This is a genomic window from Hymenobacter lutimineralis, assembly GCF_008271285.1.
In the GTDB taxonomy this organism is placed as follows: Bacteria; Bacteroidota; Bacteroidia; order Cytophagales; family Hymenobacteraceae; genus Hymenobacter; species Hymenobacter lutimineralis.
In genome coordinates, this window is record NZ_VTHL01000025.1 from 56,265 (window position 1) to 69,824 (window position 13,560).

General features: G+C 59.9%; 11 protein-coding genes. 10 read left to right on the forward strand and 1 reads right to left on the reverse strand.

The window, feature by feature from the left end; all coding sequences use genetic code 11:
• Nucleotides 1-108 precede the first annotated feature (108 nt).
• The 9 genes from FY528_RS18555 (at nt 109) to bshB1 (ending at nt 11,774) form a co-directional block, all read left to right on the forward strand.
• Complete coding sequence (locus FY528_RS18555; protein ID WP_149072522.1) at nt 109-1,542, forward strand: LptF/LptG family permease; 1,434 nt, start codon at nt 109-111, stop codon at nt 1,540-1,542.
• A gap of 129 nt (nt 1,543-1,671) precedes the next feature.
• Nucleotides 1,672-1,947 carry a 30S ribosomal protein S15 gene (gene rpsO / locus FY528_RS18560; protein ID WP_149072523.1) on the forward strand — a complete coding sequence of 92 codons (276 nt, stop codon included), beginning with the start codon at nt 1,672-1,674 and terminating at the stop codon, nt 1,945-1,947.
• Nucleotides 1,948-2,138: 191 nt separating this feature from the next.
• On the forward strand, nt 2,139-4,298 hold the full coding sequence (gene pnp, locus FY528_RS18565; RefSeq protein WP_149072524.1) for a polyribonucleotide nucleotidyltransferase: 2,160 nt from the start codon (nt 2,139-2,141) through the stop codon (nt 4,296-4,298).
• A 136-nt stretch (nt 4,299-4,434) separates the two neighbouring features.
• Nucleotides 4,435-5,298, forward strand: a complete 864-nt coding sequence (locus FY528_RS18570; RefSeq protein WP_044513580.1) for a sigma-70 family RNA polymerase sigma factor — start codon at nt 4,435-4,437, stop codon at nt 5,296-5,298.
• Nucleotides 5,299-5,501: 203 nt separating this feature from the next.
• Complete coding sequence (gene trxB, locus FY528_RS18575; RefSeq protein ID WP_149072525.1) at nt 5,502-6,449, forward strand: thioredoxin-disulfide reductase; 948 nt, start codon at nt 5,502-5,504, stop codon at nt 6,447-6,449.
• Between the two features lie 190 nt (nt 6,450-6,639).
• Nucleotides 6,640-7,746: a peptidoglycan DD-metalloendopeptidase family protein gene (locus tag FY528_RS18580; protein WP_262384057.1), complete on the forward strand. Its 1,107-nt coding sequence runs from the start codon at nt 6,640-6,642 to the stop codon at nt 7,744-7,746.
• A 185-nt stretch (nt 7,747-7,931) separates the two neighbouring features.
• Nucleotides 7,932-9,074, forward strand: coding sequence for a helix-turn-helix domain-containing protein (locus tag FY528_RS18585; RefSeq protein ID WP_149072526.1), 1,143 nt, complete (start codon nt 7,932-7,934; stop codon nt 9,072-9,074).
• A 29-nt stretch (nt 9,075-9,103) separates the two neighbouring features.
• On the forward strand, nt 9,104-10,933 hold the full coding sequence (locus FY528_RS18590) for a serine hydrolase domain-containing protein (protein ID WP_149072527.1): 1,830 nt from the start codon (nt 9,104-9,106) through the stop codon (nt 10,931-10,933).
• Nucleotides 10,934-11,054: 121 nt separating this feature from the next.
• Nucleotides 11,055-11,774 (forward strand): bacillithiol biosynthesis deacetylase BshB1, encoded by a 720-nt coding sequence (bshB1, locus tag FY528_RS18595; protein WP_149072528.1) that lies wholly within the window; start codon nt 11,055-11,057, stop codon nt 11,772-11,774.
• Between the two features lie 283 nt (nt 11,775-12,057).
• On the opposite strand, the gene FY528_RS18600 is transcribed toward bshB1, so the two are convergent.
• Nucleotides 12,058-12,651 (reverse strand): helix-turn-helix domain-containing protein, encoded by a 594-nt coding sequence (locus FY528_RS18600; RefSeq protein WP_149072529.1) that lies wholly within the window; start codon nt 12,649-12,651, stop codon nt 12,058-12,060.
• Between the two features lie 302 nt (nt 12,652-12,953).
• Here FY528_RS18600 and FY528_RS18605 point away from each other — a divergent pair, with 302 nt between their 5' ends.
• Nucleotides 12,954-13,379 carry a hypothetical protein gene (locus FY528_RS18605; protein WP_149072530.1) on the forward strand — a complete coding sequence of 142 codons (426 nt, stop codon included), beginning with the start codon at nt 12,954-12,956 and terminating at the stop codon, nt 13,377-13,379.
• The last annotated feature ends 181 nt before the right edge of the window (nt 13,380-13,560 follow it).

Below are 13,560 nucleotides of genomic sequence, written 5' to 3' on the forward strand. Positions count from 1 at the left end.
CACTGCCACACGCGCTTCTTCTGGGCGTAAGCAAAACGAGCGGTACTTTCGTTTTGCTTACGCTTTCTTATTGGCAGCCGGGAGCCCGCCGGGCACGCTGTATCCTTTATGAAAAAACTCGATAAACTGATTCTACAGGCCTTTGCCGGGCCTTTCTTTCTCACGTTCGCGGTGGTGCAGTTCATTCTGCTCACCCAGTACATGCTCAAATACCTCGATGACATCATCGGCAAGGATTTGGGCGGGGGCGTGCTGGCCCAGTTGCTGGCTTTCTTTAGCATCCTGATTGTCCCCATTTCCCTGCCGCTGGCTGTGCTGCTTTCCTCCCTCATGACGTATGGCACGCTGGGGGAGCACCAGGAGCTGACGGCCATCAAAACGTCGGGAATTTCCCTGCCCCGCATCCTGCGCCCGGTGCTGCTGGTGAGTTTGCTGCTGGCGGGGGGAGCCTTCTGGTTCAACAACACCATTGTACCCAAGGCTAACCTGAAAGCCTACAGCCTGCTCTGGGACGTGCGCCAGCAAAAGCTGGCCCTCGATATCCGGGAAGGCATCTTCTACAACGGTATTCCGGGGTATACCATCAAGGTAAACAAGAAGCTGGGCGAAAACGGGGACCGGCTGCACGGCGTCATGATCTACGACCATTCCCGCAGCGCCGGCAATTCGGCCATCATTCTGGCCGACTCCGGCCGGATGTTTACCCGCTTTGGGGGGCAATACCTGAGTCTGGAACTCTATAGCGGAACCAGCTACATCGAGCAGCCCGAGGCCAACAACCGCTCCGAAACCGGCTTTATGCGCCAGAATTTTCGCCGGAACCTGATAACCTTCTCACTGGCTTCCTTTAACCTGGACCGCACCAAGGAAGAGCTGTTTTCGGAAAACAAGATGATGAAGAACCTGCAGCAACTTCACAGCTACACCGACTCGCTACAGCGACAACTAGGCGTGGAACGCCTGAAGACCACCGCCGAGCTAAATTCCTACTATTCACATCTGCGGGTAGATACAACGGGGCAAACCCAGCGGGAGCGACTGGCCCAGTGGAAACGCATTCCGGTGCGCCGCCTGACGCCCCTTACGCCCGGGCTGGTGCAAAACGCCACTGACCGGGCCCGCAACGTACAGTCTTCTATCACCAGCTCCCAGATCCGCCTGGCCGAAATTGCCCGCGACACCAACAACTACCGCATCGAAATCTACCGCAAGTACACCCAGTCGGCGGCCATCCTGATTATGTTCCTGATTGGAGCCCCGCTTGGCTCTATCATCAAGAAAGGGGGCCTGGGCGTGCCCGTGCTGATTTCCATTATCTTCTTTATCGTATTCTATGTGCTGTCCATTATTGGGGAGAAATATGGGCGGGAAGGAGTGATGCCCGTGGGCATCGGCATGTGGATGGCCAACCTGATTCTGCTGCCCATTGGCGTGTTCTTCCTAAACCAGGCCCGCCACGACTCCGGCTTGCTGGAAGTAGACTTCTGGCGCCGCCTGCCCGCCCGCTTGCCGAAGTTTTTGGGCGGTGCCCCGAAAGCCTAGCAACCAAGGTGGTTTTTCGACTGTGGGGTAGTGATACAGCCGAAAAAACCGTTACCTTTGCGGCACCCCGAGGTGCGGGGTAATGCATAATTTCATTTTTAAATCCAAGACGGGGAAACCTATCTGCCGATGAAACTCACTACCGAAGCAAAACAGGCTATTTTCGAGAAAAGCAGCCTGCAGAAGTCTACCACCGATACCGGTTCGGCCGAATCGCAAATTGCGCTCTTCACGCACCGCATCAACCACCTGACGGAACACCTGAAGGTGAACAAAAAAGACTTCTCGACCCGCCTGGGTCTGCTGAAGCTTGTAGGTAAGCGTCGTCGTCTGTTGGATTACCTGCAGCACCGCGAAATTAACCGCTACCGCGCAATCATTAAAGAGCTGGGTATCCGCAAGTAACCTCGCCCTAATGGAGCAGGGAGCCTTTTTTCAAAGGTTCCCTGCTCTTTTTTTGGGCAGTCTGGTCAGCGGCGTATTCCCACAGACTGCTCTTCCCCCCGAAAATTCCTACCTAGAGCAAAAGGGGGCCGCTGCCGGCCCGCTTTTTACGGCTGCTCGCCCGCTGTCGCTTTTTCAAGCAAACTGAGAAGATGCCCAATTACAACGCTATTACCAAGAGCATTGCCCTGCCGGATGGTCGGCAGATTACCCTGGAAACCGGCAAGCTGGCCAAATTCGCGGATGGTGCCGTGGTAGTTCGCCTCGGCGACGCCATGCTGCTGGCTACCGTCGTGTCGCAGCCCAGCGCCCGCGGCGACGTGGATTTCCTGCCCCTGTCGGTTGATTACCAGGAGAAATTTGGCGGTGCCGGTAACATTCCCGGCTCGTTCCAGCGTCGCGAAGGCCGCTTGTCGGACTACGAGATTCTGGTGTGCCGCATCGTAGACCGCATCCTGCGCCCGATGTTCCCCAAGGACTATCACTACGAGGTGCAGGTAATGATTACCCTGATTTCGGCCGATAAGACCGTGCAGCCCGACGCCCTGGCCGCCCTGGCCGCTTCAGCTGCTCTGTCGATTTCGGATATTCCCTTCGCCGGCCCCATCTCGGAGGTTCGTGTGGCCCGCATCGACGGCAAGCTGCAAATCAACCCCCTGACCGCCGACATTGCCCGCGCCGACATCGACCTGATCGTAGGAGCCACGGCCGATTCGGTAGCCATGGTGGAAGGCGAAATGAACGAAGTGAGCGAAGAGGAAATGGTGGAAGCCATTGCCTTTGCCCACGAAGCCATCAAGGAACAGGTTCGCGTACAGCAGGAATTGGCCGCCGCCGTGGAAAAATCCCACGTGAAGCGCGAGTATCCCAAATACGAGGAAAACGATGAGCTGAAGCAGCGCATCACCGAGGCCGTATACCAGGGCGCTTACGAGGTAGCCAAGTCGGGGAATACCAGCAAGGCGGGCCGTAAGGAGGCTTTTGGTGCTATTAAAAAGCCTTTGCTGGAGCAGCTGCTCGCCGAAAACCCCGAGCTGGACCAGAAAATGTTCGGCCGCTACTACGGTTCGGCCGAGAAGAAGGCCATCCGCGATATGATGATCAAGGAGCGCACCCGCCTCGATGGTCGCCAGCTGACGGAAATTCGCCCCATCTGGAGCGAGGTAAATTACCTGCCCGGCGCCCACGGTTCGGCCTTGTTCACCCGCGGCGAAACCCAGTCGCTGACCACGGTTGCCCTCGGCACCAAGCTCGATGAGCAGATCATCGACACGGCCATGACCTCGGGCTACAGCAAGTTCATGCTGCACTACAATTTCCCGGCCTTCTCGACCGGTGAGGTGAAGCCCAACCGCGGCCCCGGCCGCCGCGAAATCGGCCACGGTAACCTGGCCCAACGCTCCTTGAAGAAGGTAATGCCTTCCGACGACGAGAACCCCTACACCGTGCGCATCGTGTCGGACATCCTGGAGTCGAACGGCTCTTCGTCGATGGCCACGGTTTGCGCTGGTTCGATGGCCCTGATGGATGCGGGTATTCCGGTACGCGCCGCCGTTTCGGGTATTGCCATGGGCCTCGTGCAGGACAAGGAAACCGGCGAGTACGCCGTGCTGTCCGATATCCTGGGCGATGAGGACCACCTCGGCGACATGGACTTCAAAGTAACCGGCACCGAGAAAGGTATCGTGGCTTGCCAGATGGACATCAAAATCCAGGGCCTGAGCGCCGAAATCATGACGGCCGCCCTGCACCAGGCCCGCGAAGGCCGCCTGCACATCCTGCGCGAAATGGCCAAGACCATTGCTGCGCCGGCTGCCGAGCTGAAGCCGCATACGCCCCGCTCGCACAAGATGCTGATCGACAAGGAGTACATCGGTGCCGTCATCGGGCCCGGCGGCAAAGTCATTCAGCAGATCCAGAAGGATACCAACGCCACGGTTATCATCGAGGAGAAGGACGAGAAGGGCCACGTGAGCATCTACGCTTCCAACCAGGAAGACATGCAGGGGGCCATCGACCGGATCCGGGCCATTGCGGCTACCCCCGAAGTGGGCGAGACCTACAAAGGCAAAGTGCGGAGCATTCAGCCCTACGGTGCCTTCGTGGAAATCATGCCGGGCAAAGACGGGCTGTTGCACATTTCCGAGGTAGCGCACGAGCGTTTGGCCACCTTGGAAGGCGTGCTGGAAGTAGGCCAGGAGATTGACGTGAAACTGCTGGATATCGACAAGAAAACGGGCAAGTACCGGTTGTCGCGCAAGGTGTTGCTGCCCAAACCGGAGCGCGCTGCCGACTCCAACGGCGCAGCTTAACCCGCCGCTGCCGAACTTTCGCGGGTACCGGGGTGTTGCACACAATCAAGCCCGGTACCCGCGTTTGGGTATCTTCCGTAAACCGGACAAGAAACGACGTTACTAGCAACCTCAACTCCAATCTCTCGCGCCCGCAATGAGACAGTTAAAAATCAGCAAGCAGATCACCAACCGCGAAAGCCAGTCGCTGGATAAATACCTCCAGGAAATTGGCAAGGTGGATCTGCTAACCCCCGACGAGGAGGTAACGCTGGCGCAACGCATCAAAGAAGGTGACCAGCAAGCGCTGGAAAAACTCACCAAGGCTAACCTGCGCTTCGTGGTGTCGGTGGCCAAACAGTACCAAAACCAGGGCTTGTCGCTGGGCGATTTGATCAACGAGGGCAACCTGGGTCTGATTAAAGCCGCGAAGCGCTTCGACGAAACCCGTGGTTTTAAATTCATCTCCTACGCCGTTTGGTGGATTCGCCAGTCGATTCTGCAGGCCCTGGCCGAGCAGTCGCGCATCGTGCGTCTGCCCCTGAACCGGGTAGGCTCGCTGAACAAAATCAGCAAGTCCTTCTCCGAGCTGGAGCAGAAGTTTGAGCGGGAGCCCTCGCCCGAAGAAATTGCCGAAGTACTGGAGCTGACGACCTCGGAAGTGGTGGACACGCTCAAGATTTCGGGTCGCCACGTATCGGTAGATGCTCCGTTTGTGCAGGGCGAGGAAAACCGCCTACTCGACGTACTCGAAAACGAAGACGAGGAAAGCCCTGACATGGGCTTGATGAACGACTCCCTCCGCAAGGAAGTGCAGCGCGCCCTGAGCACGCTCACCAAGCGCGAGGCCGACGTTATCACCCTCTATTTCGGACTGAACGGGGAACATTCCCTCACCCTGGAAGAAATCGGCGAGAAGTTCAACCTCACCCGCGAGCGGGTGCGTCAGATTAAGGAAAAAGCCATCCGCCGCCTGCGCCACACCTCGCGTAGCAAAGCCCTGAAGCCTTATCTGGGGTAGATTTTCTACTCCGTCTCAACAAACCCTGACCTTTGGTTGGGGTTTTTTGTTGTACTCCTGTACGGATGCTGTCTTACTGGTTCATGACCAATGGCGCAGCTTCGGTTTGGTGGGTAAGAGCGTACTACGCCGCACCTGTTACCTTTGCACTCCCTAACCCAACTCTTCCTGGCGCAGGCATTGGCCCGCGCTACCTCTTGTATATGGCTACTACCACTCCTGAACACGTCAAGTGTTTGATTATCGGCTCGGGTCCAGCAGGCTATACGGCAGCTATTTATGCGGCCCGGGCTAACATGCAGCCCGTGATGTACCAGGGCCTGCAGCCCGGCGGGCAACTCACCATCACCAACGACGTGGAGAACTTCCCCGGCTACCCCGACGGCATCATGGGACCGGAAATGATGGAGGATCTGAAAAAGCAGGCCGCCCGTTTCGGCACGGATATCCGCTACGGCCTGGCTACCTCCGTAGACTTTTCGGGGCAGCCCCACCGCGTGACTATCGATGAGCAGACGGAGCTGACGGCCGATGCCGTGATTATTGCCACCGGCGCCTCGGCTAAGTGGCTGGGCATTCCTTCCGAGCAGCGCCTCAATGGCTCGGGCGTGTCGGCCTGCGCCGTGTGCGACGGGTTCTTCTACCGGGGCAAAGATGTAGCTATTGTGGGTGCCGGCGACACGGCTGCTGAAGAAGCGACTTACCTGGCTAATCTTTGCAATAAGGTGTACATGTTGGTGCGGAAAGGGGAGATGCGTGCCTCCCGCATCATGCAGAAGCGGGTGGAAGACAACCCCAAGATTGAAATCCTGTGGAATACTGTCACGGATGAAATCCTGGGCGAGCACGCCGTAGAAGGCGTGCGGGTAAAAAACGTGCTAACCCACGAAACGCGCGAAATTCCAATTCACGGTTTCTTCGTGGCTATTGGACACGAGCCTAACTCCAAAATATTTCAGCCCTACCTGCACCACGATGAGCAGGGCTATCTGAAGACCATTCCCGGCACCAGCAAAACCAACGTGGACGGCATTTTCGCCTGCGGCGACGTGCAGGACTACACTTACCGGCAAGCCGTAACGGCGGCCGGTACCGGCTGCATGGCCGCCTTGGACGCCGAACGGTATCTGGCGGCGAAAGACCTGCATTAATGAATTGCTGCTGGCCGGTGGCTATTAGCTGTTCGCATTTAGCCGCACGAGCAGTTCCCGGCGGCAAAACGCCGGGAACTGCTCGTTGAAGTTCGTTTGCTGCTTCTCACATGAAAATCAATAGCCAATCGTTAGAGGCCAACAGCTAGTAGCCATCAGCTACCAGCTCTCATCCTAAATCCCGCTGCATTTGCTGACCAAAGTAATTTCCTGGCTGGGCCTCGTGCTGTGTCTGTTGCTGCTGGCTTGCCCCGAGCAGGTCCAGGCCCAGCGCCGCCGCACGACGCCTGCCAGCTCCAAAGGCAAGACCTCCGGGAAGCGCAAGGACTTTTTCAAGTTCAAGTCGCCGACCATCCGCTATGTGCGTCCCGATACCACCGTGCTCATCAAAACGGAAGACCTGCCCGATGATGACTCGGAGGCCTCGAAGTCCATCTACTTCAACCCGGCCAAAAAGCTGTCCATTGTGAGTGAGGACACGACCACGCTGGACGAGGGCGAGCAGCAGATCGTGGAAATGTCGGAGGAGGTGCTCATTGACTCTTCCTGGATTAAGGTGGCCGGCTATTACGCCATTTGGGATACGCGCAACATCAACCCCTACCGCGTAGACGGCCGCCGCATCCGTGACACCCTGAACCTGCGGCTGGTGGAGCCGGAAAAGCAGCGCTTCAGCAGAATGCCCCTCACCGAAACCCCGCTTACCTCTGACTTTGGTTTCCGGGGCTACCGCTGGCACTACGGCGTGGACCTGGACCTGGAAACCGGCGACTCGGTGAAAGCCGTGTTTGATGGGGTAGTGCGCATTGTGAAGTGGGACGGCTCTGGCTACGGCAACTACATTCTGGTGCGCCACTACAACGGCGTGGAAACCCTCTATGGTCACTTGCAGAAGTCGTTGGTTACGCCCGGCACGTTCGTAAAGGCCGGCCAGCTGATTGGGCGCGGGGGCAGCACCGGCCGCAGCACCGGCTCCCACCTGCACTTTGAGGTGCGCTATGAGGGCAACCCCATTGATCCGGAGCGCATGTACGACTTTCCCGATTACAAGCTGCGCGGCGACAATTTTCAAATTACCTCGGCGCTGTTCAACTACTACAACCAGGCGCTGCGGGCCCGGGCGGCGGCTAAGCGGCACGCGCCGGCCGCCGCCCGCCGCACTGTCACGCACCGCATCCGCTCCGGCGACACGGTGTCGGGTATTGCCCAGAAGTACGGCGTGTCGCAGGCCCAGATTCGCCGCCTCAACAGCGGCCTCAGTACCCTGCGCATCGGCCGCACAATTCGGATTAAGTAGCATTAACCAGCTCAACCGTTACAAGCCCTGCCGAATTCTATCCGGCGGGGCTTTTTTGTGACAATGGCTTGGTAGGAGCGGTGCCTGAAAGCGGAAAGAATGCCTACCTTTTAGCACCCGGACCGGAATGCGGTTGCTTTTTTTAGGGTAGTTCCGCCCTCCGGTCCTGCACCTGCCTGCTGCCCATGTTTGTTCACCTTGATCTGGGGGTTGTGTTTCAGCTGTTCTGCATTGTGCAGGGGCTGACAACGGCCGCCTACTTGCTGGCGGGGCCGCGCCGGCCGGGCAGTCGGTGGCTGGCCCTGTTGGTGCTGGCTCTCACGCTGCAGGTCGTAGATTATTTTCTGAGTCGCTCGGGCGTGTACTACCGGAATCGGTGGCTTTATTTTACCCCGCTGTTTTTTTCCTGGGGCTTTGGACCCTTGCTGCTCGCCTACGTACGGGCTTTGTATGGGGGCCGCCCGCTGCGGTGGCCACACTTTGCGCCCGTACTGGTGCAGGTGCTGTTCTATTGCAGTGTAGCCCTGCAGTCGTTTGATACCAAAACCTGGTTTTGGCTGGCCGTGCATAAGCCCTTTACGCGCTACGTTGAGCATTACGGAGCCGTACTGTCCGTGCTGTTGTATACGGGCTTGGCTCTGCGGTTTTTGCGGCAACAACCCAAGCCGCCGCGCTGGCTGACGTTGGGCTTGCTTGGAATAGGGCTGTTTTATGGGGCCGCCGCGCTCGACCCATTGGTAAACAGTTGGTATCTGCCGAAACAGGCGCCCAAGTTCTACCTCACCAGCTTGGTGCTGCCCGTGCTGGCCTATGGCTTGGCGCTGCTGGCCTGGGTAAAAACCCACGTAGCAACTGGTAGGATGCCCGCTGAGGCAGCCCCGGTAGGGGACACAACGGGTGAAGCCGAGCTGGAACCATCTACCTCCGTGGTAAGCCGGGAACCCCAGGAAATCAACCCCGAGCAGGTGCGCCGGGTGGTAGCGGCTTTTGAGGAAGAAGAGTTGTTTCGCAACCCGGAGCTCACCCTCGACAGCTTGGCCCAGCACCTCAACCTGACCCCCAACCTAGCCTCGCACTTGATCAATGCCGGGCTGGGCCAGTCGTTCTACGACCTGGTGAATGGGTACCGGCTTGCGGAAGTAAAGCGCCGGCTGCTCACGCCCGATGCCCGCCGCCTCACGGTGCTGGCCCTGGCGCTGGAAGCGGGCTTCAATTCCAAAACCACCTTCAACCGGGTATTCAAGGAAAAAACCGGCCTCACGCCCCGCGAGTACCAAAAGAAGTACCAAGCTACCCAGTGGGACGACTCGGTGCCGGCTGCGGGCTAGGTTTGCAGCCATCAACAACCCTTTGTGTTATGCGCCTGTTCCTTCTGGGGCTGCTTTTGCTCAGCCTGAATGCCTTTCGAGTCGCTGCCCAACCGGCTCCTGCCCCCTTGCCGGCGTCGGTGCCCACCCGCATTCGGGCAGTGGAAAACAGCCTGCTGCCTTACGTGCCCGTGGCCGGGCTACCGGGCTGGAACCTGCTGGACCGGATGAAGTACCACCGCGTGCCGGGGCTAAGCATAGCCGTTATCCACAACTACCGGGTGGAGTGGGTGAAGGGCTACGGCTGGGCCGATACCACCAAGCGCCTGCCCGTCACGCCGGCTACGCTGTTCTCGGCAGGGTCTATTTCCAAGCTGGTGACGGCTGGAGCAGCCTTGCAGTTGGTCCAGGCGGGCAAGCTGAGTTTGGACGCGCCCATCAATACCTACCTGAAATCGTGGCAGCTGCCCGAAAACGAGTTTACCCGTCAGCAGCCCGTCACGTTGCGGCGGCTACTTAGCCACCAGGGCGGTACCAGCCAGTCATCGTACTATGGGTTTGTGCCGGGAAAAGCCCCGTTGCCTTCGGTGGTGGATATCCTCAGCGGGCAGCCCCAGGCCGAGAGCCGGCCGGTAATAGTAAACCAGGTGCCGGGCTCGGGCTTCCAATACTCGGGTGGGGGCTACCTGGTGGCCCAGCTGGCGCTAATGGACGTGACCGGCCAGGACTTTGCGGCCCTTACCAACGAGGTGCTGTTCCGGCCCCTGCGCATGCGCAGCGCCACGTTTGCCCAGCCCTTGCCGGCAGCGTTGGCGGCTCGGGCGGCCTGGGCCTATTCAGAAAGTAGCTGGTTTAAGGGCGTACCCTACCTGTATCCGCAGCAAGCCCCCGCCGGGCTCTACGCCACCCCCGCCGATGTTGCTCGGTTTCTGCTGGAAGTGCAGCAAGCCTACCGGGGCCGCGGGCGGGTGCTGACCCAGGCCACGGCCCGGGCCATGCTCACGCCCCAGGCCGAGGTGTCGCAGGGCACGTACCGGGAGCAGATGGGTCTGGGGGCTTTCCTGCTGCAGCGCGCCGACCGTACCGACGACGCCACCCGCTACTTCGAGCACACGGGCGTGAATGCCGGTTTTCTGGCGTATGCCATCGGGAGCGTGGTAGGGGGCAATGGGGTCGTTATCATGATGAATAACAACAATGGCGCTGCGGAGCTGGGCAAGGAGCTGCGCCGGGCCGTAGCCAAGGTGTACGGCTGGCCCGGTTTTCTGCCCGATGCCATTCAGCCCCTGGCTGCTGCCTCTACGCATCTGGATGCCTATGCCGGCCGCTACCAGCGTGGCCCCGACGAGGTAGTGACGTTTCGGCGCCAGGATGGGCACTTGGTGGAAACCATCAACGACGGCCCTGAAATTCTGGTGTACCCGGTGGGCCCGGATACCGTAGCCTTCACTGACTTTGCCCTGCGCGGGGTGTTCCTGCGGGACGCGGCCGGGCAGGTGCGGGGGCTGCGCATTCCGGAGCTGAACCAGCAGCTGCCCCGGCTGGCCCCCGACCAGTGGCTGCCGGGCGAGCAGCTGCGCCGGGGCCGGATAGCCGAGGCCGTAGCCGGCTACCGTCAGCTGCACCTCAACGAGTACCAGCTCACCTACCTTGTCTACGAGCTCCTGAACGGGCGACCGGCTAACCTTCCAGCCGCCGAGGCGTTGCTCAACCTGGCTCAGGAGCAGTTTCCACAGTCGTCCATTGTGTTTGCGCGCTGGGGTGATTTGTACGTGCGGCAGGCCAACAAGCCTAAGGCCATTGAAGCCTACCAACAGGCCCTGCGCCTGTACCCCGAGGACAAAGACGTACAGGAAAAGCTGCGGGCCCTGCAGCCGTAGGAGGGCAGAGGCAGCAGACTACCGCAGTACCTGCTACTTTTGCCTACCCCGGTAGCGTCCGCCAGGCTTTGCCCAATGGTGTTTTTCTGCTCCCGAAATCCAAGCCCCTAAGTCCCCAAAAATGAAACTTGATATTCTGGTGCTGGCCTCACACCCCGACGATGCGGAGCTGTGTTGCGGCGGCACTATTGCGGCTGCTATTGCCCAAGGCAAAAAAGTAGGCATCGTAGACCTCACGCGCGGGGAGCTGGGCACCCGCGGTACGCCTGCTACCCGGGCCCAGGAAGCCGCCGACGCGGCCCGGCTACTCGGCATTGCGGCCCGCGAGAACCTGGGCCTGCCCGACGGCTTCTTCCGCAACGACCGGGAACACCAGCTACCCATTGTGGCCGCCGTGCGCCGCTATCAGCCCGATATTGTCTTCTGCAACGCCGTGCACGACCGGCACCCCGACCACGGCCGGGGCTCCGCGCTGGCCTCCGATGCCTGCTTTCTGGCCGGCCTGAAGATGATAGAAACCCTTGGAGATGACGGCCAGCCTCAGGCTGCGTGGCGCCCCCGGCAGGTGTACCACTTCATCCAGGACCGCTACATCAAGCCCGACTTTGTGGTGGATATTTCTGCCTTTTGGCAGCAGAAGCGCGCCGCAGTAGCCGCCTACGCTTCCCAGTTCAACGTAGCCGCCGACGGCCAGCCCCACACGCACATTTCCTCGCCGGAGTTCTGGCACTTCATGGAAGGCCGGGCCCGCGAGTTCGGCCACGCGGTGGGCGTAGAGTTCGGGGAAGGCTTCACGGTAGAGCGTCCCATCGGCGTGCGCGACGTAGCCACCCTGTTTTAGAAGTGCCGTTGCGTGGGTGGGGTACTAGGTTAAAACCCGTCAGGATCCATGTGTTGTCCGTGTTCGGATTACCTTAGTTGTTTCATTTGAACGTCATTCCGAGCCTGTGGCGTATCAAGCCAGTGTCCGCAGAATCTCGCGTGTTGATGTTGCTAGCGTAATCCAACGAAAAGGGCGAGAGGCTTTGTGCCTGGCTTGATGCGTCACAGGCTTCGCATGACCCGGGTTTCGGGAACATTTGCGGCTAAGTGGCTTTGCTCACTGTTACTAGCATTCCCTGCGGCTACTTTGGCTGCTGGGGCTCCAGCAGGGCCGCCAGGGCGGCGGCTTCCGCTTCCAGGGCCGTGATGCGGGCCTGCAGCAGGTGCCAACGGGTGCTGGTGGCCGGTGGCAAGGGGCGGGCCTGCCGTGGCAGCCAGCCCCGCAGCCAGATTCGACGCTGCGCGGTTTCCGCACTGTCGTCGGGAGCAGGAGCGGGGTAAGTGGTCAGGAGAGCTGGCAGAGCCTGGGCCCAGCGCGCGGTGGCCCGAGCTTGCGCGGCTAGCTTATCGGCCTCTTGGCGCAAGCCCGCGGCCTGCTGCAGGCAGGTGCGCCGCCGAAAATCCAGCTCCGCCGCCTCGGGGCCAGGCGCATCGGGCGGTAGGGCCAATGCTGGGGCGGCGGCTTCGAGCGGGGCGTTGTAGTCGGGTGGTACACGCTGCAGCAGGGGCAGCAGCGCCAAGGCTACTTCCTCCGTAAGCCTGCGCCTTCCGCTTTCTATGCCCTGCACCAACGATGGACTCACGCCCAGAAACAACGCCAGCTGATCCTGCCGCAACCCAAACCAGGCCCGCACACGGGCCAGCACATTCAAGGAAACTCGCGCACGGCGGGGCATAGACTGGAGCTGTCAGGTATTTTTCGTTAGTTAAAAATAACCGACAATTTTTCTGTGGGTTTTGTCATGTATTTTACATTTTATCATAATACCTGACAAGCTCCGCAAACCGGCTGCCGCGGGAGGCTAACCTGAATTGTCCGGACGGTGCGAGGGGACAAACTATACAGGGCGCAACGGCGCCTTTGCGTTGCGAAGCTGCAGACAGGGCGGGTAATTGGCAGGTTGGTGGTAGCGGGGTGGTGGGTTTTGTGTAGCTTAGAGTTCCTGGCGGCCGGTTTTCCGGCATTTAGCGATTGACCATGCACTCTTCTGATTTCTTTAGTACCGCCTCGGAACCGGCACCGGCCGAAGCTCTTCCGGCGGCAAAACCCGCCAAGCGCCTCCGCCTGAAAGCGGCGGCTGCCACCACGGCTACCCAACTGCTCCCCCTGCTCAAGCTCCTCGACACCATTCAGCCCCAGGTGGCCAGCGACTCGGTGTTTCACCTGCGCCGCCTGAAAATTCAGGCCCACTTTGCGGAGGTGCGCGAGGAAATCCGGGCCGAGCGGCCCCGGCGGCAGAAGCTGCAGGTTGCCTTTCAAGCCCTTTCGGAGCTGGTGCGCGAAGAAGCCCGCGACATCAGCCGCGACGAGCTGCAGCAAGCCGCCAAGGAAGTGGTGCTGGCCACCCTCAAAAATGCCCCGGCCTTGATCAATGCAGCGCATCAGGCGCGGCTGCTGGCGTAAATAGTTTTACCCTGCACTGGATTTGCAGACGTTTATTCAGCAGTACTATGCGACAATTATTATAGCGGATTCGTGAACCGTTCGCCCTGGCTACGGGCTGCTGCGTAGAGTAGACCATGAAACCGTATTCACTCGATTTGCGCAGCCGTGTGGCGGCGGCCTGCCACGAGCCGGGCGCCAG

What these genes read in the sequence shown, in the direction of transcription:
- bshB1 (WP_149072528.1), top strand. Translation starts at nt 11,055, where the DNA reads ATGAAACTTGATATTCTGGTGCTGGCCTCACACCCCGACGATGCGGAG.
- trxB (WP_149072525.1), top strand. Translation starts at nt 5,502, where the DNA reads ATGGCTACTACCACTCCTGAACACGTCAAGTGTTTGATTATCGGCTCG.
- FY528_RS18570 (WP_044513580.1), top strand. Translation starts at nt 4,435, where the DNA reads ATGAGACAGTTAAAAATCAGCAAGCAGATCACCAACCGCGAAAGCCAG.
- FY528_RS18600 (WP_149072529.1), bottom strand. Translation starts at nt 12,651, where the DNA reads ATGCCCCGCCGTGCGCGAGTTTCCTTGAATGTGCTGGCCCGTGTGCGG.
- FY528_RS18590 (WP_149072527.1), top strand. Translation starts at nt 9,104, where the DNA reads ATGCGCCTGTTCCTTCTGGGGCTGCTTTTGCTCAGCCTGAATGCCTTT.
- rpsO (WP_149072523.1), top strand. Translation starts at nt 1,672, where the DNA reads ATGAAACTCACTACCGAAGCAAAACAGGCTATTTTCGAGAAAAGCAGC.
- pnp (WP_149072524.1), top strand. Translation starts at nt 2,139, where the DNA reads ATGCCCAATTACAACGCTATTACCAAGAGCATTGCCCTGCCGGATGGT.
- FY528_RS18555 (WP_149072522.1), top strand. Translation starts at nt 109, where the DNA reads ATGAAAAAACTCGATAAACTGATTCTACAGGCCTTTGCCGGGCCTTTC.
- FY528_RS18605 (WP_149072530.1), top strand. Translation starts at nt 12,954, where the DNA reads ATGCACTCTTCTGATTTCTTTAGTACCGCCTCGGAACCGGCACCGGCC.
- FY528_RS18585 (WP_149072526.1), top strand. Translation starts at nt 7,932, where the DNA reads ATGTTTGTTCACCTTGATCTGGGGGTTGTGTTTCAGCTGTTCTGCATT.